This is a genomic window from Curtobacterium sp. NPDC087082, from assembly GCF_044745045.1.
GTDB lineage: Bacteria > Actinomycetota > Actinomycetes > Actinomycetales > Microbacteriaceae > Curtobacterium.
Genome location: NZ_JBIUZN010000001.1, coordinates 639020 through 664681 on the forward strand (window position 1 = coordinate 639020; position 25662 = coordinate 664681).

The window sequence follows — 25662 nt, forward strand, 5'->3', positions numbered from 1 at the left end:
GACAACCCCCGACTGTCCCCACTTCGGGGGACCCTGCCGTGCGCCCGACACAGGGTCGGTGTCGAGACAGTGCTCGACCTCCTGTATGGTGGTGGGAGCGCTCGCGAGAGTGCTTGGAGACGTCGCATAGTCCGGCCGAGTGCACCACCCTGCTAAGGTGGAGTCCCCTTTGAGGGGACCGAGGGTTCAAATCCCTCCGTCTCCGCGGCACACGAAACCCCGGTCCTCCAGGACCGGGGTTTCGTCGTTCCCGAGGAACACCGGGAGCACGGGGCGCATCGAGTGCGCGGCGCGTCCACCGCCGGACGGGAGGCACGGTGCCAGCCCGCACCGCGCCTCCCGTCCGTGCGTGGGTGCCGTGACGTCCACGCACCTCGTGAGCAGAAATGGTCGGGTGCGCGCACGTGACCCGACCATTTCTGCTCACGAAAGCTCGCGGGGCGCCGCCCGCCCCCCGCCGCGCGCCCCGCGCCCCGCGCGTCAGACCGTCGCGACGCTGCCCGTCGGCACCGCGCCGCGCGAGCGCGCGCGCCGCGCCGCGCCCGCCGCGACGGACGTCAGCACCACGGCCGCCGCCGTGATCCCGGCCCCCGCCCAGATCGGCGAGGTGTACCCGAGCCCCGCAGCGATCGTGAGCCCACCGATCCAGGCGCCGAGCGCGTTCCCGAGGTTGAACGCCGCGATGTTCGCCCCGCTCGCCAGGGTCGGCGCGTGGTCCGCGTACTGCATCACCCGCGTCTGCAGCGCCGGCACGGTGGCGAACCCGAACGCCCCCATGAGCACGAGCGCGATCACGGTGAGCACGGGCGAGGCCGCCACTGCCGCGAACACGGCGAGCACCACCGTGAGGACGACGAGCACCACGAGCAGCGTGCCGTCGATCGACCGGGACGCGAGCTTGCCGCCCGCGAAGTTGCCGGCGAACAGCCCGACGCCGAACACGATGAGCAGCCACGGCACGGCGCCCGACGAGAACCCGGACACCGAGGTCAGCGTGTACGCGATGTAGGTGAAGGCGCCGAACATCCCGCCGTAGCCGAGCACGGTGATGCCGAGCGAGAGCCACACCTGGCCGGAGCGGAAGGCGCCGAGCTCCCGGCGGAGGGAGGGTACGGCTGCGTCGGCCGAGCGGACGGTGGGGACGAGCAGGGCGACCCCGACGAGGGCGACGACACCGATCGCCGCGATGGTCCAGAACGTGGCGCGCCAGCCGAGCGCCTGGCCGAGGAAGGTGCCGAACGGGACGCCGAGCACGTTCGAGGCGGTGAGCCCGGTGAACATCAGGGCGACCGCGGACGCCCGCTTCTCCTTCGCGACCATGTTCGACGCGACCACGGAGCCGATGCCGAAGAACGCCCCGTGGCAGAGGGCCGCGATGACCCGGCCGAGCATCATCACGCCGTACACCGGCGCGAGGGCGGACAGGGTGTTGCCGATCACGAACAGCACGAGCAACCCGATGAGCACCGGCTTCCGGGGGAGCCGGGTGGTCGCGGCGGTGAGTCCGAGCGCGCCGACGATGACGGCGAGGGCGTACCCGGTGACGAGCCACCCGGCGGTGGTCTCGGTCACGCCGTAGTCGGCGGCGACCTCGGGCAGGAGCCCGGTGATGACGAACTCGGTCAGGCCGATGCCGAATCCGCCGAGTGCGAGGGCGATGAGTCCCGCGGGCATGGATGTCCTTCCGTTGTGCGGTGCAGCTGGGCCGCGTACGCTGGTTGTTGCAGACGCGGGATATCGATAGTTGCACACGCGGGGTATCAGCGCAAGCAACCAATCCTGCCCGGAAGCACACCAGGAGGCCCCTCATGTCCGTCGACGACTCCTCCGTCGCCGTCCGCGCCCACGGCTGGCGCACGCTCGCGGCCCTGCACGGCCTCATCGAGACGCGGCTCGAGCGGGCGCTGCGCGCCGTCGACCTGTCGGTCGTCGAGTTCACGGTGCTCGACGCCCTCCGCCGCCAGGACGGCTTCCACATGCGCATGCAGCAGCTCGCCCGGGCGGCAGCGCTCAGTCCGAGTGCGACGACCCGGCTCGTGAACCGCCTGGAGGAGCGCGCCCTCCTCACCCGCGTGCTCTGCGCCGACGACCGCCGCGGGCTCTACACGGAGCTCACGCACGCGGGCCAACGGCTGCTCGACCAGGCCACGCCCGTGCACGCCGCCGCGCTCGAGGAAGCGCTCGCCGAGGCGCGCGAGGTCCCCGAGCTCGAGGAGCTCGCCGTCGCGGTCGACCGGCTCGAGGGTGCCACCGTCTGAGGTCCAGGAGGCGCGGGTCGACCCCGCCCCGCACGCTACGGTGAGCGGGTGGTGCGGCGGACAGGACTCGTGGTCGGTTTCGCGGTCGTGGTCGCGCTGGCCCTCGGTGGCGGCGCCGGCACGCGGGGTGCCGACGCCGACCTCGCTGTGGAGGCGTACGTCGAGCCGGGTGACGGATCGGGGGCGACGGTCTCGGACGCGTCCCGTCGTGCGGCGACGATCGGGATCGACGGCGTCACGGTGGCGGACGACGGTGCCGGGCTGAACGACCTGCCCGGCGGCGTGGCGGCACTCGCCCGCACGGCGCGGGCCGGTGGAGCCGCACCCGAACTGCTCGTCAGCAACTTCTCCGAGTCGATCGGGGACTTCTCACCCGAGGTCGGCACCGCGCTGCTGTCGGACGCCGGGAACCGCTCGCGGGTCGCCGAGCGCCTGGCGGAACTCGCGTCGGATGCGCACATGCGCGGCGTGCAGATCGACCTCGAGTCGCTCCGGAGCCGCGACCGTGCCGGGCTCGTGGCGTTCGCCGCGACGCTCGAGGTCGCCGTGCACGAGCGGCTCGGGTCGGACGCCGAGGTGTCGATGGCGGTCATGGCCTCGACGGACGAGCGGGGCTACCGCGACACCGGGTACGACCTCGGTGCGCTCGCGGACCACGTCGACCGGTTCGTCCTGATGACGTACGACCAGCACGGGCCCTGGAGCGGTGCCGGCACGATCGGGTCCCTGCCGTGGGCGGAGCGGGTGGTCGATGCGGCCGAGCGCTCGGGCGTCCCGGCCGACCGGATCGACCTCGGCATCGCGGGGTACGGGTACGTGTGGGGTGGCTCGGGTGACGCGCAGGTGAGCCCTGCCCGGGCGCGGGAGCTCGCGGGCGACGATGCCCGGTGGTCGGCCCGGACCGGCGAGTGGTCGGCGACGCTGGACGACGGCCGCGAGCTGCACTGGTCCGACGCACGTTCCTACCGGGCGCGGGTCGCGCTCGCCGAGGACCTCGGGCTGCACGGCGTGGCACTGTGGTCCCTGAACACGCTGGGACTGCCTGGATCGGAGGCGACGTGAAGCTCTTGCTGACCTCGGGAGGCGTCACCAACCCGACGATCCACGCCGCGCTCGTGTCGATGCTCGGCAAGCCGGTCGAGGAGGCCAACGCCCTCGTCGTCCCCACGGCGCAGTGGGGGCATCCGATGTGTGGACCGGCCTCGGTCCGGGACCTCGTGGCCGGCGGTCCCGACTCCCGCGCCTTCACCGGCCTCGGCTGGGCGTCGATCGGCGTGCTGGAGCTCACGGCGCTGCCGACGATCGACTCCGAGCGGTGGCGGCGGTGGGTCACGGGAGCCGACGTCCTGCTGGTCGACGGCGGGGACGCCACCTACCTCGCTCACTGGATGCGGACATCCGGGCTCGCGGACCTGTTGCCCTCGTTGCCCGACACGGTGTGGGTGGGCGTGAGCGCCGGTAGCATGGTCATGACGCCGCGCATCGGCGCGTCCTTCGTCGCGTGGCCGTCGGCGGTCGACGACGTGACGTTGGGAGTCGTCGACTTCTCGATCTTCCCGCACCTCGACGCGTTCCCGGAGAACACCCTCGAGAACGCCGAGCGGTGGGCGGCCGAGATCGGCGTTCCGACCGCCTACGCCATCGACGAGCAGACCGCCGTGGCGGTCGACGGTGGCTCGGTCCGGGTCGTCTCCGAGGGGCGTTGGGTGCAGCTCGCGCCGTGACGAGATCGGCACCGACCGGCGGACGCCCGTCAGGCGGCGACCGGCGGACGCCCGTCAGCCGGCGACCGGGGGATGCCCGCCGTCCGGACGGTCAGCGGGCGCGCGGGGGAGCGGTCGTCGATCGGACGACGAGCGACGGCGGCACGAGGACCCGGGTCGGCTCCGGCCGCTCGGCTGCACCGATCAGCTCGACGAGCCGGTCCGCCGCGAGCCGCCCGACCTCGTCGTTGTGCGGGTCCACGGTCGTCAGGCGCAGCAGGGGTGACGCGGCGAGCGGGGTCTCGTCGTTGCCCATGACCGACACGTCCTGCGGTACCCGGAGCCCGGCCTCGTGCACGGCGGCGATCGCGCCCATCGCCATGACGTCGTTCGCCGCGAACACCGCGGTCAGGTCCGGGTGGTCCTCCAGTGCGCGGACGGTGCCGCGGTAGCCGGTCTGCTCCGAGGTCGGTCCCTCGCCGTACACCAGTGGCTCGACGCCGGACGCGACCATCCGCGCGACGGTGGCCTCGCGGCGGACGGCAGCCGGGCCTCCTGAGCCGGTGACGTGGGCGATGCGGCGGTGGCCGAGTCCGACCAGGTGGTCCGCGGCCAGGCGTCCGCCGGCGGCTTCGTCGGAGGCGACGACGTCGAGTCCTCCCGGGACCTCAGCTCGCGCGCCGGCGATGACGACCGGGGTGTCCGCGGGGACGACGAGGTCGGGGAAGCCCTCGGCGGCGAGCACGACACCGTCGACCCGGAGCGAGACGAGGTCATCGAACGGGGAGGAGTCGAGGTGGGCGTTCGCGCGGGTGTCCGCGAGCGTGAGGCGCAGGCCGTGCGGGGCGAGCGCGTCGCGGATGCCGTCGAGCATCGGAACGTACCAGGGGTTCCGGAAGTCGTCGACGACGACGCCGATCGTGCGCGTCCGCGTGCCGGCGAGGATCGCGGCGGCACGGTTGGGGCGGTAGCCGAGCTCGGCGGCCGCGGCGAGGACGGCTGCCCGGCGGGTGTCGGAGACGCCGGGGTCGTCGCGCATCACCATCGAGACGAGCGACTTCGAGACACCGGCACGGGTCGCGACGTCGATGATCGTCGGTGGTCGGGACACGCGGCTCCTTGACAGGACATGGGTGGGTGCGTCTACAGTCTACCGACGATCTCTGGAACGTTCCAGAACCATCATCGACTTCTCGAGGGAGAGAACATGAGCGACAGCATCGGCGTCGCCGTCATCGGCGCCGGCATGGCCGGCAAGGCACACATGGCCGCGTGGCGGAACGCACCGTCCCTGTTCGGTCACACGCTGCCGCCCGTCCGGCTCGTGTCGGTCGGCGACGTCTACGAACCGCTCGCGGCCGAGGCTGCGACGCGCTTCGGGTACGACCGGCACGACACCGACTGGCGAGCGATCGCCGAGGCCGACGACATCGACGTGGTGAGCGTCGTCGTCGCGAACACGCTGCACCGCGAGATCGTCGAGGGGCTCCTCGCCGCCGGCAAGCACGTGCTGTGCGAGAAGCCGCTCTCGGACTCGCTCGACGATGCCCGCGCGATGGCGTCCGCCGCATCGCTCGCGGCCGGTCGTGGTCTCACCGCCCGCGTCGGCTTCACCTACCGCCGCGCTCCCGGCCTCGCTGCCATCAAGCAGCTCGTCGAGGACGGCACCCTCGGTCGCGTCCTGCACGTCTCCGCGCGCTACTGGACCGACTACGGCTCCTCGCCCGACGTCCCGTTCTCGTGGCGCTTCGCGGGGGCCCCGGGGACCGGCGCCCTCGCCGACGTCGGGTCGCACCTCGCGTACGTCGCCGAGTTCCTGGCCGGCGAGGTGCAGAGCGTCAACGGCGGCATGTTCACCACGGCCATCACGAAGCGGCCGATCGCCGCCGGGTTCGCCCTCCGTGGCCAGGCCGTACCGTTGACCGGGGAGTTCGCCGACGTCGAGAACGACGACTACGCCACGTTCAACGCGCGCTTCGGCGACGGCTCGGTGGTCGGTTCGCTCGAGGTCTCCCGGGTCGCGACCTCGCACCCGAACGGCCTCGTCGTCGAGGTGTTCTGCGAGCACGGCGCCGCACGCTGGGACCAGGAGCGCGCATCCGAGATCGGACTCGCGCTGCAGTCCGACGGCTCCCGTCTCGGCGGCTACCGTCAGGTCGTCCTCGGCCCGGACCACCCGTACGTCGCCGGCGGCATGGCGATGGACGCTCCCGGTGTCGGCTGGGGCCAGAACCAGATGTTCGAGTACCAGGCGCGTGCCTTCCTCGACGAGGTCGTGGGCAACACGGCCGACCCGCTGCCGGCGAACGCCACGTTCGACGACGGCGTCCACAACATGGAGATCCTCGACGCGGTGGCCCGGTCCGCCGCCGACGGAGGAGCAACCGTCGACCTCACCGCAGCGTCCGTCACCGGAGGAGCACTCGCATGAAGCTCGGTCTCTACAACGCGATCTTCCACGACCGCCCGCTCGCCGCGGCGCTCGAGGCCATCGCGGGCAACGGCCTCACCGGCATCGAGCTGAACACCGGCGGGTTCCTGCCGCCGGTGCACGTGCCGAACGTCGACGAGATCCTCGACGACGACGCGGCGCGCGACGCCTTCCTCGCGAAGTTCGACGGGACCGGCGTCTCGATCGCCGGCCTGAACTGCAACGGCAACCCGCTGCACCCGGACCCCGCGATCGGGCCGAAGCACGCGGAGGACGTCCGCCGCAGCATCCGGCTCGCGGCCCGTCTCGGCCAGGACCGGGTCGTGACGATGTCGGGCCTCCCAGCGGGGGAACCCGGCGGCGCCCGGCCGAACTGGATCGTGAACGCCTGGAACTCCGCCGCGCTCGACGTGATCGAGTACCAGTGGAGCGTCGCGGTGCCGTTCTGGCAGGAGATCGACGCCCTCGCCCGCGAGCACGGGGTCAAGGTCGCGCTCGAGCTGCACCCGCAGAACGTCGTCTTCAACCCGGCGACGATCCGCGAGCTCGTCGAGCGCGGCGGGCTGACCAACGTCGGCGTCGAGCTCGACGCGTCGCACCTGTTCTGGCAGCAGATGGACCCGGTGGCGGTCGTCCGCGACCTCGGGCCGCTCGTGTTCCACGCCGCCGCGAAGGACGTCCGGATCAACCCGCAGGCGGCGATCAACGGCGTGCTCGACAACTCGTTCCGTCGGCTCTCGCCGGACGAGCCGCGCACGAACCTCGGCGGGGACGAGTGGGCGAACGAGTGGCCGAAGCCGTCCGCGTGGGACTTCGTCGCGCTCGGCAAGGGGCACGACGAGGCGTACTGGTCGGCGTTCCTCGAGGCCCTCCGCGAGGTGGACCCGGACATGTGGGTGAACATCGAGCACGAGGACACCGAGCTCGGGCGCGAGGAGGGCGTCGCCGTGGCGGCGCAGGTCCTGCTGGCCGCCGACGCGTCGCTGGCGGCTCGCGCCTGACGCGCAGCGGGATCCGGACTGGAGGCGCGGATCACGTGCGCTGATCGGCGCACGCGACCCGCGCCTCCAGTCCGTCGCCGTGTGTCCGGCGGCCCGGTCGGTGACGCATCCCCCGGTCCCTGTCACCGGGCCGTTGTAGCATGCACGACACCTGTCCTGAGCCGAGGAGGCCTGCGTGCCGGAACCGACCGACCCCGCCTTCCCGATCGAGCGCATCCGGGACGTCGGTGACGACATCACCGCCGCCGTCTCCACGGTCGTCGACGGCAAGACCGAGGCCATCCGCACCGCCCTGACGGTGATGCTGGCCGAGGGGCACCTGCTCGTCGAGGACGTCCCCGGCGTCGGCAAGACGGTGCTGGCCAAGGCGCTCGGCGCATCGGTCGGCGGGTCCGTGAACCGCATCCAGTTCACCTCGGACATGCTGCCGTCGGACGTCACCGGCGTGAACATCTTCGACCAGTCCTCCGGCACGTTCCGGTTCTCGCCGGGGCCGGTGTTCGCGAACGTCGTGATCGGCGACGAGATCAACCGCACGAGCCCGAAGACCCAGTCGGCGCTGCTCGAGGCCATGGCCGAGGCGCAGGTGACCGTCGACGGCGTGACGCGCAAGCTGGACAGCCCGTTCATGATCGTCGCGACGCAGAACCCGATCGACATGGAGGGCACGTACCCGCTGCCCGAGGCCCAGCGCGACCGCTTCATGGCCCGACTGACGATGGGGTACCCGAGCGCCGACGCCGAACGGCAGATGCTGACCAACCGCGGTGGGGGCGACCCGCTGGCGCACCTCCGTCCGATCGTCGACGTGGACACCCTCCGCGACCTCATCCAGTCGGTGCGCACGGTCCACGTCGCGCCCGACGTCGAGGCGTACATCGTCGCGATCGTCCGGGCCACCCGCAGCCACCCCGACATCGTGCTCGGCGCCAGCCCGCGGGCGACCCTGCACCTCGCCTCGGCCGCCCGTGCCCACGCCGCGCTGCTCGGTCGTCCCTTCGTCACGCCGGACGACGTCGCCACGCTGGCGCCGGTCATCCTCGCGCACCGGCTCGTGCCGGTCGCCCGCGGCCTCGGAGGCACGGGCGGCGACACCGTCCGCGACATCGTCGTGCGCATCGTGTCCGACACGGCCGTGCCGTTCACGGCGACCCCCGTCCGCTCCTGATGTCCGGGTCCCCGGCGCCGACGTCGCTCGCGCTGCGTGCCGGCGCCCTGCGCTCCGGGGCGCTCCGGTACGGGCGGCGTGGCCTCGCGCTGCTGCGTCGCACGCCGTTCCCCCGACCGACCGTGCGCGGCTGGACCGTGATCGCGGTCGGCATCGGACTGATCGGCGGCGGGCTCGTGGGGACGACGAGCGTCGCGGTGTCCGCGGGGCTGCTGCTCCTCGTGCTCGTGGTGCTCGGCATCGTCATGGCGTTCGTCGTCGCCGCACCGCTGCGCGGCAGCCGGAGCACGGCGCGCGCGATCGTCCAGGTCGGCGAGGTGTACCGCGAACGGATCACCCTCGGCGGGACGAGCCTGCCGATCGGCCCGCGGTCGATGCTCCTCGTGCGCGAACAGCTCGACGACGCCCTGGTCAGCATGTCCACCGCCGAGACGTACGCCGCAGTCGGGCCGAACCTCCCGCCGGCGGTGCTCGACGTCGAGGCCCTGGCGATGCACCGCGGGCGCAGCGTGGTCGGCCCGGTGACGATCCGCGTCGAGGACCCGTTCGGCCTGCTCCGCATCGACCGACCGGTGGTCGCCGCGGAAGAGGTCGTCGTCGTCCCGGCATCGACCCCGCTCGCGTCGCTCGACGCGGGTGCGCTCGCCGGAGCCGTCTCCGCCGACGAAGGCCGGGTGGGCCAGGGCGGGTCGGCTGACGACAGCGAGCTCCGTCCCTACCGCCCGGGTGACCCGATCCGCCGTGTGCACTGGGCCCAGAGCGCCCGCCGCGGGGAACTCCACGTCCGCCAGACCACGCAGGCGCAGCCGCCGGAGGCCGTCATCGCGCTCGACGTCCGACGCGAGTCCTACCAGCGCCTCGGCCGCGACGACCTGGCGGAGCTCTCGGACCTCGGCGGCGACGCCGCGTTCGAGCACGCCGTCGTCGTCGCCGCGAGCGTCGCACGGACACTGGCCGCACGGACCTCGCGCGTCGTGCTCGTCAGCGACGGACCGTCCGGCAGCACCCGGCACGCGGGGGACGCCGGCGGACTGACCGACGTGCTCGTGGGGCTGGCCGACGTCCGGGTCCGCTCCGACGCCCGCGAGGTCACCGAGGTCCTCCCGGACGTCCGCGGCCGCGACGTGCACGGCATGACCGCCGTCGTCACCGGCAACTGCACCGCCGAGCAGGCCGCCGAACTCGTCTCCGCGACGACCGGGTCGAGCCGGGGGATCCTCGCGACCATCGTCCCGCCGGACCCGGTGGTGCGCGGCATCCTCGACCGCGGCGGGTGGCGGACCCTGGTGGTCCCGGTCGCCGGTGCCCACGCGCCCGGGAGCATCCGGTGAGCGGCGTCGCCACCCGTCCGGCCCCGCCCCGGGGCGAGGCGCGGCGTGAACCCGACCGACGGGTCGACCGACCGGACTCGCCGAGCCCGTGGGTCGTCGCACTCGCACCGGTGCCCGTGCTCATCGCCGCCCTCGCCATGCGTCCACTCGTGCAGGGCGTCGCGTGGTGGGTGTCCGGCGTCCTCGTCGCCGCCGTCCTCGTCGGCACGATGCTCGCGGTCCGTCGTCGGGCGCCCGGGGTGCGGTTCGTGGCACTCGTCGCGGCGCTCGTGGTCTGCTCGTGCGCCGCTGCGGTCGTGAACGACGTCCAGCCACTCGGGTGGCTCGACCGGAACGGCGCGCTCGGCGAGACGCTCGCGGCGATCCGACTGAACCCCGCACCGCTGCCGCAGTCCGACGCGATCCGGCTCATCGTCACGGTCGCGATCGGCTGGGTCGCCGGCGTCTCGCTGTTCCTCGCGGCCGTCGCCCCGACCGCCGCACTCGCCGCCGTCCCCGCGCTCGTGATCCTCATCGTGCCGGGCGTCGTCACCGGAGCCCCCGCGGCACCCGGGCTCGTGATCGCCACCGGCATCGCCTTCCTCGTCCTGCTCTGGCTCTCGGTGCGGCCGGTCCAACGGGCGTTCCCCGCCGCCGTCGTCGGGGCGATCGGACTCGTCGTCGCCGTGGGACTGCCCGCGATCGTGCCGCTCAACGCCAGCTGGTTGTCCGGCGTCACCGGGGCGATCCAGTCGCCCGTGCAGCCCGGACGCCCCGGCACGCTGCTCAACCTCGGGCAGGACCTCCGGCAGCCGAACGAGCTCGAGGTGTTCCGCTACCGCTCGTCCGACGGTCGGCCGGAGTACCTGAAGCTCGCGAACCTCGACGAGTTCGGCACCGGCGACTGGGTGCCGACCACCACCGACGCCGCGAAGTCCGAGACCGCCGACCAGCAGCAGTGGGCGGTCGGCATCAACCCGCGGCTCTCCAGCCGCGGCGACGTCACGATCCGGGTCACCGGGCTGTCGAGCAACTACCTGCCCGTCCCCGCCGGCGCGGTCTCGATCGAGTCCCGCTCGACGAACCTCGACCTGTCGCAGTGGCGCTGGATGGGGGAGTCGAGCACGGTGCGTTCCACCGGCCCGGCCACCCCGCGCGGTGCCACCTACGAGGTGTACGGCGCCTCGACGTGGTCCGGCGAGTACCTCGACGCGATCGCCGGTTCCGGCCTGCTCGGGCGTGCCGACGGCCGGGGGTTCGCGACCCCCTCGGCGAACCAGCTCCGGACCGACCGCGAACTCCCCGACAAGCTGCCGGTCAGCATCGCGCGGACGGCGCAACGCGTCGCGGGCAGCGCGGCCACCGACTACGAGAAGGGCCGCGCGCTCGAGCAGTGGTTCCGCAGCGACCTGTTCACGTACTCCGAGACCGCGCCGGTCGAACAGGGCTACGACGGCGACAGCATGGACGTCGTCGCGAAGTTCCTGCAGCTCCGCGAGGGCTACTGCGTCCACTTCTCCTCGGCGATGGCGGTGATGGCCCGCACGCTCGGCATCCCCTCGCGCATCGCGGTCGGCTACCGGGCGGGCTCCACGCAGGCCGACGGCGAGTACACGGTGTCGAACCGGCAGCTGCACTCGTGGCCGGAGCTCTACATCAAGGGCGCCGGCTGGGTGGCGTTCGAGCCGACCCCCGACTCCGACGCCGCCGCGACGCCCTCGACCGAGGCCACGTCCACCCCTTCGGCCGCCGCCCCGGAGACACCGCTGCCGGCCCCGGGCGAATCCGCTCCCGCCACGTCCGAGACGCCGACGCCGAGCGCGTCCGCAGCGCCGGGAGCCGCCGGGTCGACCGGTGGCGGGGGCAACGGGCCGCTCGGGCTCGCGGTGGGGCTGGTGATCGCCGTGGCGCTGCTGGTGTCCCCGGCGCTCGTCCGGGCACTCCGCCGTCGGACACGGCTCGGCGCGGTGCGATCCGGCAGGTCACCGGCGGTGAACGCCTGGCGTGAGGCGCTCGACGACGTCGCCGACCACGGCTACGCGCCGGGCCTCGCGCCGCCGGGTGACGCCGCCGCAGCAGCGCGGACGGCACGTGCGGTGCTCGGGCGGCTCCGGCCGTCGGTGCCGGCGACGGTGCTGCCGCACCTCGAGGCGATCGTCGACGCGGTCGACCGGGAGCGGTTCGCCGCGGGCGGTGCGGCGTCGGTGGACGCTGCGGCGTTGCTCGCGGCGGTCCAGGAGGCGCGGGTCGCCCTGGACGCCTCGGCCTCCGGTGCGCGGGTGCTCCGGTCGCGCCTGGTGCCGCCGAGCCTGCTGCCCTCGTCCGCGTGGTCGCACGAGGGGCGGCGCGCGCGCCGCAGCGCGGCGTAGCGGCGCGTGCCGCGCGCCGCGCGCCGCGCGCTCGTAGCGTGCGAGGTTCCGCGCGTGGTGCGGGGCCCGCAGGGTCCCACCGCGGGCGGAACCTCGCACACTGCGTCACCCGCCGCGGCACGGCGCGGCGTCAGCGCCGGCGGATGACCGCCTCGACGAGGGCGGCGACGACCTCGCCCGGGTTCACCCCGGGCAGCGCCGCCGCGTCGAACACGATCCCCACGTTCGCCCCGATGAGCACGCGGGAGAAGTCCTCGAGCGACATCCCCGCATCGATCTCCGGGTGCGCCCCGAACCACAGCTCCACGAGCTCGAAGACGCCGTCCTGCAGCTCCCGCCGCTGCCGCACGAACTCGGGCAGGAACTCGGGGTGGCGCGTGGCGTACCCCCGGAACTCCGACAGCAGGGCGAACTGGCCGCTCTGGTCGTGCCGCCCGAACGCTGCCCGGACGACGTCGCCGATGTCCACCGCGGCGATGTCGGCGCGGACGAGTTCCCGCAGCGACCCGAGCACCAGGTTCGTCGCGCGCTGCATGACCTGCGCGACGAGGTCTTCCTTCGACGAGAAGTTCGAGTAGACGGCACCCTTGCTGAACCCGGCGCGGGCGGCGACCTCGTCGAGCCGAGCCTCGTGCACGCCCTGCTCGGCGAAGACCTCGGCCCCGGCGGTGAGGAGTCGTTCCCGCACCTCGGCCCGCGGGGTCCGGGGCGTGGGCGAGCCGGTGACGGAGGGGCTGGGGTCGGAGGCGTCGTCGCTCATGGTTCCTGATTCGACGGGCCCGCCGTGATCCGTCGGGTCCGGCTTCGTCGGGCTGGCGTGGTGGTGGGTCACGACCATTGTGCTGGAGGCAGGGTGCGTCGGGAGACCTGCCGCGCCGCGCGTCTGATCCCGCGCGGCATCAGCGAAGCCCCCAACCACAGGTCCGTACGGAACCGGCGCGTTCGGGTCGCGTCGGTGCACCAGCGGACCATGGATGCCGGGTCGATACCCGGCGGTACTGATTGTACGACCGAGCACCGACAGATGACAGCCCCTTCGCGGATTCAGCCGTCCGACGCGTCCGCGGGCCCCGACTCGTTCTCGTGGTGCACGCTTCCCGCGCCGGACCGTCGCCCCGGCCGTCGCAGCAACCGGATCGCGTCCGGTCGGAGCTTCCGGCCGCGCTGGAGCAGGGATCCGAGCGTGGACTTCGGCTGCCACTCACGACCGTTCGGCAGCCCCCAGCCGCGCCGGACCGCGCCCCACCGCAGCCCGAGGGAGAGCACGATCGCGGCGACGATGCCGATCGAGGGCGACCCGAGGTGCGACGCGACGACCATCACGGCGGACGCGGCGACGGCGACCGTGGCGTAGAGCGCGTTGCCGCCGAACACCGCGGGGACCCGGCGGAGCAGCAGGTCCCGCATCGCACCACCGCCGACCGCCGTGATCGTGCCCATGATGATCGCGGCCGGCCAGTCGAGCCCGGCGTCGAACGTCCGCTGCACCCCGACCACCGACCAGAAGCCGATCACCGCGGCGTCGAGCACGGTGAACAGCCGGTCCCAGGTCAGCTCGGAGAACGACACGAAGAAGGCGATGAGCGCACCGGCGATCGCGACCGGCACGTACAGCGGGTCGACGAGCGCGACGGGCGGCCCGTTCTGCAACAGGGTGTCGCGGAGCATGCCGCCGCCGAGGCCGGACACGAACCCGACGACGAGGAACCCGAAGAGGTCGAAGTCCATCGTCCGTGCGAGCGATCCGCCGAGCAGCGCCGACGCGAACACCCCGGCCAGGTCGAGCACGTTCGTGACCGACGCCAGGCCATCGGCGGACAGCAGGTTCATGAGAACCATCAAACATCACCGGCGGGAGGTGGCGGGTCGCGCGCTGGTTAGGTTAGCCTCACCTTTGCCATGCTCGCCACCCTCGTCATCGGCCTCCGTGAAGGCCTCGAAGCGACGCTCATCGTCGGCATCATCGCCGCGTTCCTCCGTCGCAACCGCGTCCCCCTCGCCCCCATGTGGTTCGGCGTCGGGGTCGCCGTGGTGCTCAGCATCGCCGTGGGCTTCGGCCTGCAGGTCGTCGAGCAGGCGCTCCCGCAGGCCCAGCAGGAGGGCATGGAGGCGGTCATCGGCATCGTCGCCGTCGTCTTCGTGACGGGCATGATCGTCTGGATGCGCACCCACGCGCGGACGCTCACGACCGAGCTCGAGGCGAGCGCGACCGCAGCCCTCGGCCGCGGCACCGCCTGGGCACTCGCCGGCATGGCCTTCCTCGCCGTCCTCAAGGAGGGCTTCGAGACCGCGGTCTTCCTGCTCGCCACGTTCCAGGCGTCGTCGGACACCGGGCTCGCGGCGCTCGGTGCGGTCATCGGCATCGCGGGCGCCGTGGTCGTCGGGTACGGCATCTACACCGGCGGCGTCCGGCTGAACCTGTCGAAGTTCTTCACCGGCACGGGGATCTTCCTCGTGTTCGTCGCCGGCGGCCTCGTGCTGACCGTGCTCCGCCGCGCGCACGAGGCCGGGTGGATCGTGATCGGGCAGCAGCGCACGGTCGACCTCAGCTGGCTCGCGCCGAACGGCTCCGTGCAGGGCGCCCTCGTCACCGGCGTCCTCGGCATCCCGCCGGACCCCCGGGTCATCGAGGTGCTCGGCTGGGTGCTCTACGTCGTCCCCGTGCTCGCGATCTCCCTCTGGCCGCGTGCCTGGCGCCCGTCGCGCGAACGGGTCCCCGCCGTGCGGCTCGGCATCGCCGGTGTCCTCGCCGTCGCCGCTGCGACCCTGGCGATCGCGGTCCCGACCGGAGGCGTCGACCTCCCGTCCACGACCGCCGTGACCGGCGGCGGCTCCGTCACCGCGTCCGTCGACGGGACAGCCGCGAGCATGCGCACCAGCGGCACGGGCCAGGAGGCGCGGTTCGCCTTCCCGGCGTCGACCCACCGGAGCGTCACCCGCGCGGGCGTGACCGCCGACCGCTGGCGGCGGACCGAGGACGGGTCGGCCGCGCAGCGGCCGTCGAGCCTGACGCTCGACGACCTCGTCGACCTGTTCGGCCGCGTCCCCGTCGGCATCTCACCGAGCACGAACCCCGGGCCGTTCTCGGCGCGCTGGGCCGTCCGCGACACCGTCAGCCTCTGGACCGTCCGGGGTGGGGTCCTGGACGCGAGCCGCGCGGAACGCACCGTGCTCACGCTGAGCGGTGGGGGCCTCCCGTCCGCTCGGACCACGACCCTGGACCGCACCGTCTGGTCCGTGCCGGACGCCCGCGTCCAGCAGGCCGCCACCGCGGTGGCGGCCGCGGACACCCGCTCCGCCGAGCTGCTGCTCTGGAAGGCCTGGCTGCCGATCGCCCTGGGCATCGCCGCCGCTGCCCAGGCGTTGCTCGCCCTCCGCGACCGCCGTCGGCGGCCGGAGCCCACGACCACCACCCCCGAAACCGACCCGTCACGCGGCCCACCCGCGGACGACCCCACGAGGAGCCCTGAGTATGCCGTTCGGTAGGACTGCCCGCCCCCTGACCACCCTCGGCGCCCTCGGCGTCGTCACCGCCCTCGCCCTGACCGGCTGCGCGGACTCGTCCACGTCGGCGGGTGACACCGCGAGCAACTCCGGCAAGGTCTCCCGCGTCTCGGTCACGCTGACGAACGACGGCTCCGACAAGTGCGCCGTGTCGACCACGAAGGTCCCCGCCGGTCCGGTCACGTTCACGGTGAAGAACGAGTCGTCGACCGCGATCACCGAGGTCGAACTGCTGCAGGACCAGCGCATCCTCGGCGAGAAGGAGAACCTCGCGCCCGGGCTCGCCGCCGTCACGTTCACCGCCACGCTCACCGGCGGCAAGTACCAGGTGTACTGCCCCGGGGCCGACCAGGAACTCACCGACTTCACCGTCACCGGCAAGGTGACCTCGACGGCGAACAGCAGCGCCGCGACCCTCCTCGACGAGGGCACGAAGGGCTACGCCGAGTACGTCGACGGCCAGGTCACCGACATGGTCGCCGCGGTCGAGCAGCTGCAGAAGGACGTCGACGCGGGTGACCTCGCCGCCGCGAAGACCGACTACGCGAACGCCCGCCCGTTCTACGAGCACGTCGAGAGCGACGTCGACGGCTTCGTGAAGAAGGGCTTCAAGGCCACCGACAACGCCGGCAACCTCGACTACCTCATCGACATGCGCGCCTCGAACCTCGACCCGGCCGTCGGCTGGAGCGGGTTCCACGCGGTCGAGAAGGACCTGTTCGAGGCAGGGGCGATCACCGCGTCGACCAAGCAGACCGCCGCCGACCTGACCGAGAACGTGCAGCTGCTCGCGAAGCTCGTGCCGACCCTCGACTACAAGCCCGAGGACCTCGCCAACGGTGCCGCCGGCCTGCTCGAGGAGGTCCAATCGAACAAGATCACCGGCGAGGAGGAGGCGTACAGCCACATCGACCTCGTCGACCTCGCCGCGAACGTGGAGGGCGCCCGCCAGGCCTTCGCGTACCTCAAGCCGGGCCTGACGAAGCTCGACCCGACGCTGACGAAGCAGATCGCGACGCAGTTCGACCGCACGAACACGCTCATGGACGGCTACCGCAACGCCGACGACCTCGGCGGCTTCGACACGTGGGACGCCGCGACCAAGGCCTCGGACGCGAACACGATCTCGCAGCAGGTCCAGGCGCTGCAGGACCCGCTGTCCCGCCTCGCCGAGAAGGTCGCCACCGCGTGACGACCCCGCACGACGAGCCGGCCCGCGACGGGACGGGCCCCGCGCCCCTCTCCCGCCGCGGGCTCCTCGGCGCCGGCGTGACCGCCGGTGTCGCTGCGGCCGGAGCCGGCCTCGGCGCCGCCGCCGGGGTCGCCGGTGCCACGGCAGCGACCGGGGTGAACCCGTTCACCGCGGCGACGAACGGCGACGAGTCGATCGACCTCTCGCGGAGCCACCCGTTCTACGCGACCGCCGCCCGGCAGCCGCAGGGCGGGGTGCAGACCGCTCCGCAGCGGTACTGCGTGTTCATGACGTTCGACATGTCCTCGACGGTCCGGACCGACCTGCAGGTGCTCCTCGCCCGCTGGTCGGCGTCGATCGCGCAGCTGCAGGCCGGGAAGACCGTCGGCAGCGTCGAACCCGCCCACGGCGACGGCGTCGGTGCGGACACGGGGGAGGCGCTCGACCTCGGTCCCGCGTCCCTGACGGTCACCGTCGGCCTCGGCCCGGGGCTCTTCGACGAACGCTTCGGCCTCGCGTCGAAGAAGCCTGCGCACCTCGCCGCGATCCCGACGCTGCCGAGCGACAACCTCGACCGTGCCCTCACCGGCGGCGACCTGTCGCTGCAAGCGTGCGCGGACGACCCGCAGGTGGCGTACCATGCGGTCCGCGACCTCGCCCGGATGGCCCGCGGCACCGCGACCGTGCGGTGGACGGTGCTCGGCTTCGGTCGCGCCTCGGCCGGGCCCGACCAGTCCACGCCCCGCAACCTCATGGGGTTCAAGGACGGCACCCGGAACATCACCACCGACGAGGACTACGACCGCTTCGTCTGGGTCGACGAACCGGGGTCCGGGGCCGGCTGGATGCGCGGCGGCACGTACCAGGTGGTGCGGAAGATCCGGATGAACATCGAGATCTGGGACGCGGACGTCGTCAGCGACCAGCAGCGGGTGTTCGGCCGCACGAAGATCGAGGGCGCACCGCTCTCCGGCGGCTCGGAGCACACCACGCCCGACTTCCACGCGACGGCGTCGGACGGCACGACGAAGATCGACCCGACGTCGCACATCGCGCTCGCGGCCCACGAGGCGAACGGTGGTGTGAAGATCCTGCGGCGCCCGTACAACTACACCGACGGGCTCAACCAGTACGGTCAGCTCGACGCGGGGCTGCTCTTCGCGGCGTACATGAACGACCCGGAGCACTTCACGACGCTCCAGCGGAAGCTCGGCGCCTCCGACCGGCTCAACGAGTACGTCTCGCACATCGGGAGCGGCGTGTTCGCCGTCCCGCCGGCTCCGCGCAAGGGCTCGTACATCGGCGAGCAGCTCTTCCGCTGAGGAAGTGAGATGGGTGCCCTCCGTCGTTTCCCTGGAGACGGAGAGCACCCGCGTCGCGGAGTCCCCCGGGCGGAACCACCGTCCGGGATGAGAGGCGACCCAGCGCGACGCGTCGCGATGCGACAGGGCTGAGCGTACCCCGCCGATCGCCGGTACAGCAGGGAAGTACCGTGATGGGACAAGCGTCGCGGGCCACCCGCGGACGGGCGCCGACGCTGCGGACCGGCACCGCGCCTCCTGGACCCACGAGAACGGGCCGTCCCACCTGGGTGGGACGGCCCGTTTCTCCTGCCTGGAGGCGCGGCGTCAGTCCGTCAGGTCCGTCGCCTCGCGCTCGGCGCGCTTCCGACGCGCGAGCACCAGCGCCACGAGGCCCGCGAGGAGCAGGAGGCCGGCTGCGATGGCCGGGGCCGCGATGTCGGCACCGGTGTACGCGAGCGCTCCGCCGGCGTTCGCCGGCACCGTGCCGTCGACGACGCCGTCACCGTCGGTGTCGACACCGACCGCACCGTCGTCACCGCCGCCGGCACCCGGGGTACCAGGCGTGCCCGGGTCGGTCGGGTCCGTGGGGTCAGCGGGGTCGGTCGGATCGGTCGGGTCCACGGCCGCGGCGACGGGGATCGTCACCGCGAGCGTGATCGTCTGCCCGCTCGGCAGCGTGACGACGAGGGGCTCGTCGGTCGTGGCGGCCGGGGCCACGGCTGCCGCGAGGGTCGTCGTACCGGCTGCCCGGCCGAGTGCGGTCGCGGGGTCCGTGGTCGCGCCGGGGACGAGGAACGACAGCGTCGCCTGTCCCTGCTCGTCCGTCGTGTCGACGATCGTCGTGTCGATCGTCGCGCGGTCGAGTTCCTTCCCACCGGCGCTGACCGTGACCGTGCCGCCCTGGTCGGGTTCGTTGCTGAACGTCAGCGAGGAGAGCTCGATGGTGACCCGGTCACCGGGCTGGAAGCCGCCGTCCGGGGTCGCCGTCGTGCGGATGCCGGTGGAGCGCTGGTCGTGGGCGACCGTCACCGTGGGGTCCGCGCGGAAGTACTCGACCTGTGCCTCGAGGTCGACCTTGCCGCTGTCCTGCTTCGCCGCCGCCTGCTTGAACGCGGCGAAGTTGTCGCCGCCGCCCGCGAGGAACGAGTTGACGGTGACCTTGTAGGTCGTGTCCGCGTCGATCGCCGTTCCGTCGAGGGTCATCGTGGTGATGCGCGAGCCGGCCGGAGCACCCGGGTCGTAGGTGTACCCGAAGCCGTCCGAGGCGCCGAGCTTGAGGAACGGCCGGCTCGACCCGGAGGGCTGCCACTGCTGTTCGAGCGCCTGCCGGATCTGCGCGCCGGTCAGGTCGAGGACGACGAGCGTGTTGGCGAAGGGCTGGACGACCGCGGCCTCCTTGTAGGTGACCGTGCCCGACGCGATGTCGGCCCGGAGCCCGCCGGGGTTCATGAACGCGATCTGCGAGCCCTGGCGGGTCGTCGCGGCGCGCTGCACCTCGGCGACGAAGTTCCCCAGCGTGGACTCGCCGCCGCGGTTCTCGGAACCGTTGCGCTGCTTCGCGCGGCCCAGGTCGCGGTCGACCGTGCCGAGCTCGAACGCACCGAGGACCTCGGCCTCGGCCACCGCGTCGTCGACGGTGGCCTGCACGTCGGCGTCGGGCGTGAAGGTCCCGTCGACGAGCCGGATGTTCTCCGCGACGGTCGACGTGACGGTGCCGTCCGCCGCGACGGTGAGCTGCACGTGTCCGAGGTTGAAGCCGTACGAGCCGGTCTGGATCACCGGGCGGGTGGCCGGACCGTCGCCGATCTGCGCCTGGTGCACGTACGTCTGGTGGGTGTGCGCGGAGAGGATCGCCGAGACACGGGGGTCCACGTCGCGGACGGCACGGGCGAAGTCGGAGTCGCCGTCGAGGTCCGTCGCAGCAGCGGACTCGGCACCGTCGTGCACGAGCAGGACGAGGACGTCGGCCTCGCCGTTGCCCTCGACGCCGTCGGTGAGGTCCGCTGCGACCTTGTTCACCTCGGTCGTGATGTCGCCCATCTCGAGGCCCTCGATGCCGGCCGGGCTCACGAGGCCCTGTCCGACGAGGTCGACAGTGGCGCCGATGAACCCGACGCGCTTGCCGCTGATCTCCTCGATCGCGTACGGGTCGAACGCGGGCTCACCCGTCGCGGTGTCGAGGATGTTCGCCGAGACGTAGTCCCACTGCGCGTTCCGGTCGCCCTGGGGTCCGATGACGCGGTCGCGCAGGTCGTCCTGGCCCTTGTCGAGCTCGTGGTTCCCGATCGCGCTGACGGAGAGGTCCATCTGGTTCAGGACGTCGATCGTCGGCTGGTCGTCCTGGATGAAGGACTCGAACGTCGATCCGCCGATGTTGTCGCCGGAGCTGACGAACGCGGACGTCGTCGGGTCCGGCCCGCGGAGCTGCTCGAGCGCACCCGCCAGGGTCGCGGCACCGGCGGCGTCGCCGTCGCGCGGGGTCGGCTTGCCGTCGGTCTGCGAGATCGACTGTGCGATGCGGCCGTGGAAGTCGTTGACGTCGTAGAGGTCGATCGTGGTGTCCCCGTCGGCGGCGATGGCAGCGGACGGGACGGACAGGGCGACGAGCACGCCGGCGGTGGCGAGTGCTGCGCCGCCGACGAGGCGCCGTCGTCGGCGCGGGGAGGTGTGAGCGTTCATCGCCCAAGAACCTATGAAGTCGTACAGCCGACGCGCCAGGGTGTGCCGCAACACGTCACGTGTTGTTCACACACGCAACACGGGCACGCACGCCTCACTCGACGGCGATGAGGGGCCGTAGCGTGCGGTGGGCGATCCGGAGCCCTTCGAGGACCTTCTCGTCGGACCCGCCCCACAGCGGGTCCTCGTGCTCGACGCTCAGGGTGCCGTCGAAGCCGGCCTCGTACAGCCGGTCGACCACGTGCGGCCAGTCCACGACCCCGCGACCGGGGACCCGGAAGCGCCACCAGCCCATGTCCCACGGGTCGTCGCCCTTGTCGACCTTGCCGAAGAACCCGTACTCGTCGCGCTTGCGCGGGAAGAGCTCGACGTCCTTCGCCTGCGCGTGCACGATGTGCTCGGCGAACGGCAGGATCGTCTCGACCGGGTCGATGCCGATCCAGGTCAGGTGCGAGGGGTCCCAGTTCAGGCCGAAGCCGAGCCCGGTGACCCAGTCCCAGAGCTCGGGGGAGTACGCGAGGTTGCCCGGGTACCCGTCCGGGTGCCAGCCCTCCATCACGCAGTTCTCGATGATCAACCGCACGCCGCGTTCGCCGGCGTGGTCGACGAGCTCCGGCAGCACCTGGTCACCCAGGCGCATGTTCTCGCGCACCGACCTGCTGTTGTCGCGGCCGATGAACGTGCCGACGTACGGCACCCCGAGCACCTGGGCGGCGTCGATCGCGTGGAACAGGTGCTCCTTGATCTCGGCCCGGCGGTCGAGGTCCTGGTGCAGGTTGTTCTCGTAGTAGGCGAAGGCCGAGATCTCGAGCCCGGTGCGGTCCAGCAGCTCCCGCGTGGCCTGGGCGTCGTCGTCCGTGAAGGTGGCCACGGGCAGGTGCGCCGCCTCGAAGTCACGCCCGCCGGTGCCGGGCCAGACGCCGACCTCGAGGCGCTCGTACCCCTGCTGCTGGGCGAACGCGGCGATGCGGTCGAGCGACCACCCGGGCAGGCAGGCCGTCAGCATCCCGAGCTTCACCGGATCTCCCCCCACGTGCCGTCGGCTGCGCTGCCGACCACGGCGTCGATGATGTGGGCCGACCGGGCGCCGTCCGCGAACGTCGGCAGACCCTCGGGCCACCCGTCCGGGTCGGGGCCGCTCCGGACCGCTTCGTAGGTGTCGGCGACGAACGCGGCGAACGCGTCGAGGTAGCCCTGCGGGTGCCCCGACGGCACCACGGCCAGGCGCCGCTGGTCCGGCACGCCGAGCGACGGGTCGCGGACGACGATCTGCGCGCCGCGTTCGTTCCCGAACCACGCCGACTCGGGCTGCTCCTGGTCGAAGGCGGCGGACCCGCGGGTGCCGTCGACCTCGAACCACAGCCGGTTCTTCCGCCCGGAGGCCACCTGCGAGATGACCACGTTGCCGATGCGACCGGTGCCGGTCCGGAAGGTCGCGACCGCGGTGTCCTCGGTGGTGACCTCGGCGCGCTGCGAGGCGTCGGCCACCGGGTCGGGGTCGGGGGAGCCGGAGAACGACGGGCCGGACGCCGCCGGACGCGTCGGGTAGACGATGTCGGTCGCGGCCGAGACCGAGGCGAAGCGCTCGCCCGTGACGAACTCGACCAGGTCGCACCAGTGCGAGCCGATGTCGGCGAACGCCCGCGAGAGGCCGCCGGAGCCCGCGTCGACCCGCCACGACGAGGCGTCCTCGTCGAGCATCCAGTCCTGCAGGTAGTGGCCGTGGACGGCGAGCACGCGCCCCAGGTCGCCGTCGGCGATGCGTCCGCGGATCTCCCGGATGATCGGGTGGTACCGGTACACGAACGGCACGGTGGCCACGACGCCGGCCAGCCGTGCGGCCTCGACCAGTTCGTCGGCCTCGGTGGCGTCGATGGCGAGCGGCTTCTCGCACACGACGTTGATCCCGGCGCGGATGACCGCGAGGGCCTGCGGGTGGTGCTGGTCGTTCGGCGTGCAGACGTGCACGACGTCGGGAGCGTCCGCGATCACTTCGTCGAGCGAGGCGTACCCGCGGGGGAGGTCGAGCTGGGCGGCGACCTGCTCGGAACGGGACGGACTCCGGCCGAGCACCCCGAGGACCTCGGCGCCGGCCGCGCGGGCGGCCCGCGCGTGCACGCCGGCGATCATGCCGGTCCCGACCACGGCGACGCGCAGGCGTCGCCCTCCGTACCCACTGCTCATGGTGCTCCCTCGCGCCGGACTGGACCCCACCGTACCGACGTCTCCCGGCCACACGCCGGAACGCATGAGTACGTTCTGGGGCATGTCGAGCCTCCAGACCTCCCTGCTCATCCTCGGTGCCAGCGGCGACCTGTCCAAGCGGCTCCTGCTGCCGGGCCTGGCCACCCTCCTCGAGGTGAAGGACGACTGGGACGTCCAGCTCGTCGGAGCCGGCGTGGAGGACATCTCGGACGCCGACTGGAAGGCGCAGGTCCGCGAGTCCTTCGAGAACGCGCAGGCGTCGAAGAACGAGGAGGACGAGGGGGCTGCCGACGGCGGTGAGCGCCTCAGCGAGCGGCTCCTGGGCGTCATCGACGCCTCGACCTACCGCAAGGCCGACGTCACCGACGCCGATGACCTCCGGACCCTGCTCGGCGACTGCCGGTACGACCCCGCGATCTACTTCGCCCTGCCGCCCGCCGTCACCGAGAAGAGCTGCGAGGTGCTCAAGGACCTGGACCTGCCGTCCGGGACGCGCCTGGCGCTGGAGAAGCCGTTCGGCACCGACGCCGAGAGTGCCGAGCACCTCAACGATGTGCTGCACTCGTTCCTCCCCGAGGAGCGCATCCACCGGGTCGACCACTTCCTCGGCCGGTCCACCGTGCTGAACCTGCTCGGCCTCCGCTTCGCGAACCGCATCATCGAGCCGCTGCTGTCGTCCGCGCACGTCGCCCGCGTCGACATCGTCTACGACGAGACGCTCGGACTCGAGGCGCGTGCGCGCTACTACGACAAGGCGGGCGCGCTCGTCGACATGATCCAGAGCCACCTGCTCCAGGTGATGGCCGTGGTCGCGATGGAAGCGCCGGCGTCGATCGACGCGGACGACCTGCGCACCCAGAAGGAGCTCGTGCTCCGCGCCGTCCGGCCGTGGGGTGGCGACATCGTCGCGGCGGGCAAGCGCGCCCGGTACACCGCGGGCACGATCGGCGACCGCTCGCTGCCGTCGTACGCCGACGAGGAGGGCGTGGACCCGTCCCTCGGGACCGAGACGCTCGCGCAGCTCACCCTCGAGATCGCGAACTGGCGCTGGGCCGGGGTGCCCTTCACGCTGCGGTCCGGCAAGGCCCTCGCCGAGCAGCGCCGCGAGATCGTGATCACCTTCAAGGACTCGCCGCACGTGCCGGTCGGCCTGCACGGTGCGGAACTGCCCGACCGGCTCCGGATCTGGATCGCACCGGACGAGATGCAGCTCGAGCTCAACGTCAACGGCGCCGGCGACCCGTACACGATCGACCACACGAGCCTCGACGTGACGTTCAACCCCGGACGCCTCAGTGCCTACGGCGAGGTGCTCGCCGGGGTGCTCGAGGGCGACGCCACCCTGTCCGTCCGCGGGGACAGCGCCGTGCAGGGCTGGAAGGTCGTCGAGCCGTTCCTGCAGGCCTGGCGCAGCGGGAAGGCCCCGCTCGACGAGTACCCGGCAGGTTCCGAGGGACCCGGTTCCTGGGACAACATCGACTGCTGACGGACCGCGCGGCGTAGGTTCCGACGCGTGACCACGATCGACGACGTCCTGCAGACCGTTCCCGAACCCGCCGGAGCCGACGTGCGCGTCGATCCCGTCCGCTACGACCACGAGGGCACCCCGCTGCTGGGCGTGCTGGCGAAGGACGCGGCGATCGCCGGTCGTCGCCCGGCCGTGCTCGTCGTCCACGACTGGCACGGTGTCAACGAGCACGTCGAGGCGCGCGTCACGATGCTCGCCCGCCTCGGGTACGTGGCCTTCGGCGCCGACGTCTACGGCGAGGGCGTCCGGCCGGGCGACGACACCGCCGCCCAGGTCGCCGGGTCGTTCTACCAGGACCTGGCGCTCATGCGGGCCCGCGTCCGCGCCGGCCTCGACCGCCTGCTCGAGGACCCCGACGTCGACCCCGCCCGGGTCGTCGTGATGGGCTACTGCTTCGGCGGATCCGCCGCGCTCGAACTCGCGCGCACCGGGGCCGACCTCGTCGGCGCGGTCTCGTTCCACGGCGGGCTGCTCACGCACGACCCCTCTGACGCGTCCGCGATCCGCGCGAAGCTGCTGGTGCTCACCGGCGCATCGGACCCGGTCGTGCCCGACGAGACCGTCGTCGCGTGGGAGGACGAGATGCGGGCCGCGCCCGAGGTCGACTGGCAGCTCGTGAGCTACGCCGGTGCGATGCACGCCTTCGCAGTGCCCGGGACGGACGCACCGGACCACGGTGCGCAGTACCAGGCGCGTGCGGACCGTCGGTCGTGGCGGGCACTCGAGGTGTTCCTCGCCGAGGTCTTCGACGAGGAGCTCGCCGCGCTCTGAGGGCCGACACGCCGAGGGCCGGCTCGGGGCGGCCTCGATTGGCGTTCGGGGCCGCAGCTGTTGTAGAGTCTTCCACGGCCGCAAGGCCACGCGCTCGTAGCTCAATGGATAGAGCATCTGACTACGGATCAGAAGGTTGGGGGTTCGAGTCCCTTCGAGCGCACTGCACCACCGAACCGATCGAAGGCCCCGTCGCACTGCGACGGGGCCTTCGTCGTGTTGGCAGAGCGGCCGCAACG

The 25662-nt window shown here is 72.6% G+C and carries 20 protein-coding genes and 2 tRNA genes; 15 read left to right on the forward strand and 7 right to left on the reverse strand.

Annotation, left to right across the window (positions count from 1 at the left end; all coding sequences use genetic code 11):
* Positions 1–115 precede the first annotated feature (115 nt).
* Positions 116–205: transfer RNA gene (locus ACIPEP_RS03055), tRNA-Ser, on the forward strand.
* A gap of 275 nt (positions 206–480) precedes the next feature.
* Here ACIPEP_RS03055 and ACIPEP_RS03060 read toward each other — a convergent pair.
* A complete protein-coding gene (locus ACIPEP_RS03060; RefSeq protein WP_402716461.1) occupies positions 481–1674 on the reverse strand; it encodes an MFS transporter in 1194 nt (397 codons plus the stop codon).
* Between the two features lie 134 nt (positions 1675–1808).
* Here ACIPEP_RS03060 and ACIPEP_RS03065 point away from each other — a divergent pair, with 134 nt between their 5' ends.
* The 3 genes from ACIPEP_RS03065 to ACIPEP_RS03075 are packed head-to-tail and all read left to right on the forward strand — an operon-like array spanning position 1809 to position 3982.
* The gene (locus tag ACIPEP_RS03065; protein WP_402716462.1) at positions 1809–2258 is read left to right on the forward strand and encodes a MarR family winged helix-turn-helix transcriptional regulator; all 450 of its coding nucleotides are present in this window, start codon (positions 1809–1811) and stop codon (positions 2256–2258) included.
* A 48-nt stretch (positions 2259–2306) separates the two neighbouring features.
* Complete coding sequence (locus ACIPEP_RS03070; protein ID WP_402716463.1) at positions 2307–3320, forward strand: glycosyl hydrolase family 18 protein; 1014 nt, start codon at positions 2307–2309, stop codon at positions 3318–3320.
* Entirely contained in the window at positions 3317–3982 is a 666-nt protein-coding gene (locus ACIPEP_RS03075; protein ID WP_402716464.1) for a Type 1 glutamine amidotransferase-like domain-containing protein, read from the forward strand. The genes ACIPEP_RS03070 and ACIPEP_RS03075 overlap by 4 nt, the downstream gene beginning before the upstream one ends.
* Before the next feature lie 91 nt (positions 3983–4073).
* Here the strand turns inward: ACIPEP_RS03075 and ACIPEP_RS03080 are convergent, their stop codons facing one another.
* Entirely contained in the window at positions 4074–5072 is a 999-nt protein-coding gene (locus ACIPEP_RS03080; protein ID WP_402716465.1) for a LacI family DNA-binding transcriptional regulator, read from the reverse strand.
* Between the two features lie 96 nt (positions 5073–5168).
* Here ACIPEP_RS03080 and ACIPEP_RS03085 point away from each other — a divergent pair, with 96 nt between their 5' ends.
* The 5 genes from ACIPEP_RS03085 (at position 5169) to ACIPEP_RS03105 (ending at position 12240) form a co-directional block, all read left to right on the forward strand.
* Positions 5169–6392: a Gfo/Idh/MocA family protein gene (locus ACIPEP_RS03085; protein WP_402716466.1), complete on the forward strand. Its 1224-nt coding sequence runs from the start codon at positions 5169–5171 to the stop codon at positions 6390–6392.
* Positions 6389–7393: a sugar phosphate isomerase/epimerase family protein gene (locus ACIPEP_RS03090; RefSeq protein ID WP_402716467.1), complete on the forward strand. Its 1005-nt coding sequence runs from the start codon at positions 6389–6391 to the stop codon at positions 7391–7393. The genes ACIPEP_RS03085 and ACIPEP_RS03090 overlap by 4 nt, the downstream gene beginning before the upstream one ends.
* Positions 7394–7568: 175 nt before the next feature.
* Positions 7569–8561, forward strand: coding sequence for an AAA family ATPase (locus tag ACIPEP_RS03095; protein WP_402716468.1), 993 nt, complete (start codon positions 7569–7571; stop codon positions 8559–8561).
* The gene (locus ACIPEP_RS03100) at positions 8561–9892 is read left to right on the forward strand and encodes a DUF58 domain-containing protein (protein WP_402716469.1); all 1332 of its coding nucleotides are present in this window, start codon (positions 8561–8563) and stop codon (positions 9890–9892) included. The genes ACIPEP_RS03095 and ACIPEP_RS03100 overlap by 1 nt, the downstream gene beginning before the upstream one ends.
* On the forward strand, positions 9889–12240 hold the full coding sequence (locus ACIPEP_RS03105; RefSeq protein ID WP_402716470.1) for a transglutaminaseTgpA domain-containing protein: 2352 nt from the start codon (positions 9889–9891) through the stop codon (positions 12238–12240). Before ACIPEP_RS03100 ends, ACIPEP_RS03105 begins: the two co-directional genes overlap by 4 nt.
* A 130-nt stretch (positions 12241–12370) precedes the next feature.
* On the opposite strand, the gene ACIPEP_RS03110 is transcribed toward ACIPEP_RS03105, so the two are convergent.
* On the reverse strand, positions 12371–13000 hold the full coding sequence (locus ACIPEP_RS03110; protein WP_402716471.1) for a TetR/AcrR family transcriptional regulator: 630 nt from the start codon (positions 12998–13000) through the stop codon (positions 12371–12373).
* Between the two features lie 284 nt (positions 13001–13284).
* Positions 13285–14070: a trimeric intracellular cation channel family protein gene (locus ACIPEP_RS03115; RefSeq protein WP_402716472.1), complete on the reverse strand. Its 786-nt coding sequence runs from the start codon at positions 14068–14070 to the stop codon at positions 13285–13287.
* Positions 14071–14139: 69 nt separating this feature from the next.
* Here ACIPEP_RS03115 and efeU point away from each other — a divergent pair, with 69 nt between their 5' ends.
* Genes efeU through efeB form a run of 3 tightly spaced genes read left to right on the forward strand, consistent with a single transcriptional unit; the run spans position 14140 to position 18258 of the window.
* Entirely contained in the window at positions 14140–15726 is a 1587-nt protein-coding gene (efeU, locus tag ACIPEP_RS03120) for an iron uptake transporter permease EfeU (RefSeq protein ID WP_402716473.1), read from the forward strand.
* Positions 15713–16936 (forward strand): iron uptake system protein EfeO, encoded by a 1224-nt coding sequence (gene efeO / locus ACIPEP_RS03125; RefSeq protein ID WP_402716474.1) that lies wholly within the window; start codon positions 15713–15715, stop codon positions 16934–16936. The genes efeU and efeO overlap by 14 nt, the downstream gene beginning before the upstream one ends.
* Positions 16933–18258: an iron uptake transporter deferrochelatase/peroxidase subunit gene (gene efeB, locus ACIPEP_RS03130; RefSeq protein ID WP_070418156.1), complete on the forward strand. Its 1326-nt coding sequence runs from the start codon at positions 16933–16935 to the stop codon at positions 18256–18258. Before efeO ends, efeB begins: the two co-directional genes overlap by 4 nt.
* Positions 18259–18564: 306 nt before the next feature.
* Here efeB and ACIPEP_RS03135 read toward each other — a convergent pair whose 3' ends face one another.
* The 3 genes from ACIPEP_RS03135 to ACIPEP_RS03145 form a co-directional block, all read right to left on the reverse strand.
* Positions 18565–20919: a bifunctional metallophosphatase/5'-nucleotidase gene (locus ACIPEP_RS03135; protein ID WP_402716475.1), complete on the reverse strand. Its 2355-nt coding sequence runs from the start codon at positions 20917–20919 to the stop codon at positions 18565–18567.
* Between the two features lie 94 nt (positions 20920–21013).
* A complete protein-coding gene (locus ACIPEP_RS03140; RefSeq protein ID WP_402716476.1) occupies positions 21014–21937 on the reverse strand; it encodes a sugar phosphate isomerase/epimerase family protein in 924 nt (307 codons plus the stop codon).
* Complete coding sequence (locus tag ACIPEP_RS03145; RefSeq protein ID WP_071302785.1) at positions 21934–23103, reverse strand: Gfo/Idh/MocA family protein; 1170 nt, start codon at positions 23101–23103, stop codon at positions 21934–21936. Before ACIPEP_RS03145 ends, ACIPEP_RS03140 begins: the two co-directional genes overlap by 4 nt.
* An 82-nt stretch (positions 23104–23185) precedes the next feature.
* Here ACIPEP_RS03145 and ACIPEP_RS03150 point away from each other — a divergent pair, with 82 nt between their 5' ends.
* The 3 genes from ACIPEP_RS03150 (at position 23186) to ACIPEP_RS03160 (ending at position 25586) form a co-directional block, all read left to right on the forward strand.
* On the forward strand, positions 23186–24610 hold the full coding sequence (locus tag ACIPEP_RS03150) for a glucose-6-phosphate dehydrogenase (RefSeq protein WP_402716477.1): 1425 nt from the start codon (positions 23186–23188) through the stop codon (positions 24608–24610).
* A 27-nt stretch (positions 24611–24637) separates the two neighbouring features.
* Entirely contained in the window at positions 24638–25423 is a 786-nt protein-coding gene (locus ACIPEP_RS03155) for a dienelactone hydrolase family protein (RefSeq protein WP_402716478.1), read from the forward strand.
* A gap of 90 nt (positions 25424–25513) precedes the next feature.
* Positions 25514–25586 (forward strand) — tRNA-Arg (locus ACIPEP_RS03160).
* Positions 25587–25662: the final 76 nt, after the last annotated feature.

Bases quoted from the DNA above. Each gene is read 5' to 3' on its own strand.
- ACIPEP_RS03150 (WP_402716477.1), top strand. From the start codon at position 23,186: ATGTCGAGCCTCCAGACCTCCCTGCTCATCCTCGGTGCCAGCGGCGAC.
- ACIPEP_RS03135 (WP_402716475.1), bottom strand. From the start codon at position 20,919: ATGAACGCTCACACCTCCCCGCGCCGACGACGGCGCCTCGTCGGCGGC.
- ACIPEP_RS03145 (WP_071302785.1), bottom strand. From the start codon at position 23,103: ATGAGCAGTGGGTACGGAGGGCGACGCCTGCGCGTCGCCGTGGTCGGG.
- ACIPEP_RS03110 (WP_402716471.1), bottom strand. From the start codon at position 13,000: ATGAGCGACGACGCCTCCGACCCCAGCCCCTCCGTCACCGGCTCGCCC.
- ACIPEP_RS03100 (WP_402716469.1), top strand. From the start codon at position 8,561: ATGTCCGGGTCCCCGGCGCCGACGTCGCTCGCGCTGCGTGCCGGCGCC.
- ACIPEP_RS03065 (WP_402716462.1), top strand. From the start codon at position 1,809: ATGTCCGTCGACGACTCCTCCGTCGCCGTCCGCGCCCACGGCTGGCGC.
- efeU (WP_402716473.1), top strand. From the start codon at position 14,140: ATGCTCGCCACCCTCGTCATCGGCCTCCGTGAAGGCCTCGAAGCGACG.
- ACIPEP_RS03090 (WP_402716467.1), top strand. From the start codon at position 6,389: ATGAAGCTCGGTCTCTACAACGCGATCTTCCACGACCGCCCGCTCGCC.
- ACIPEP_RS03085 (WP_402716466.1), top strand. From the start codon at position 5,169: ATGAGCGACAGCATCGGCGTCGCCGTCATCGGCGCCGGCATGGCCGGC.
- efeO (WP_402716474.1), top strand. From the start codon at position 15,713: ATGCCGTTCGGTAGGACTGCCCGCCCCCTGACCACCCTCGGCGCCCTC.
- ACIPEP_RS03060 (WP_402716461.1), bottom strand. From the start codon at position 1,674: ATGCCCGCGGGACTCATCGCCCTCGCACTCGGCGGATTCGGCATCGGC.
- ACIPEP_RS03115 (WP_402716472.1), bottom strand. From the start codon at position 14,070: ATGAACCTGCTGTCCGCCGATGGCCTGGCGTCGGTCACGAACGTGCTC.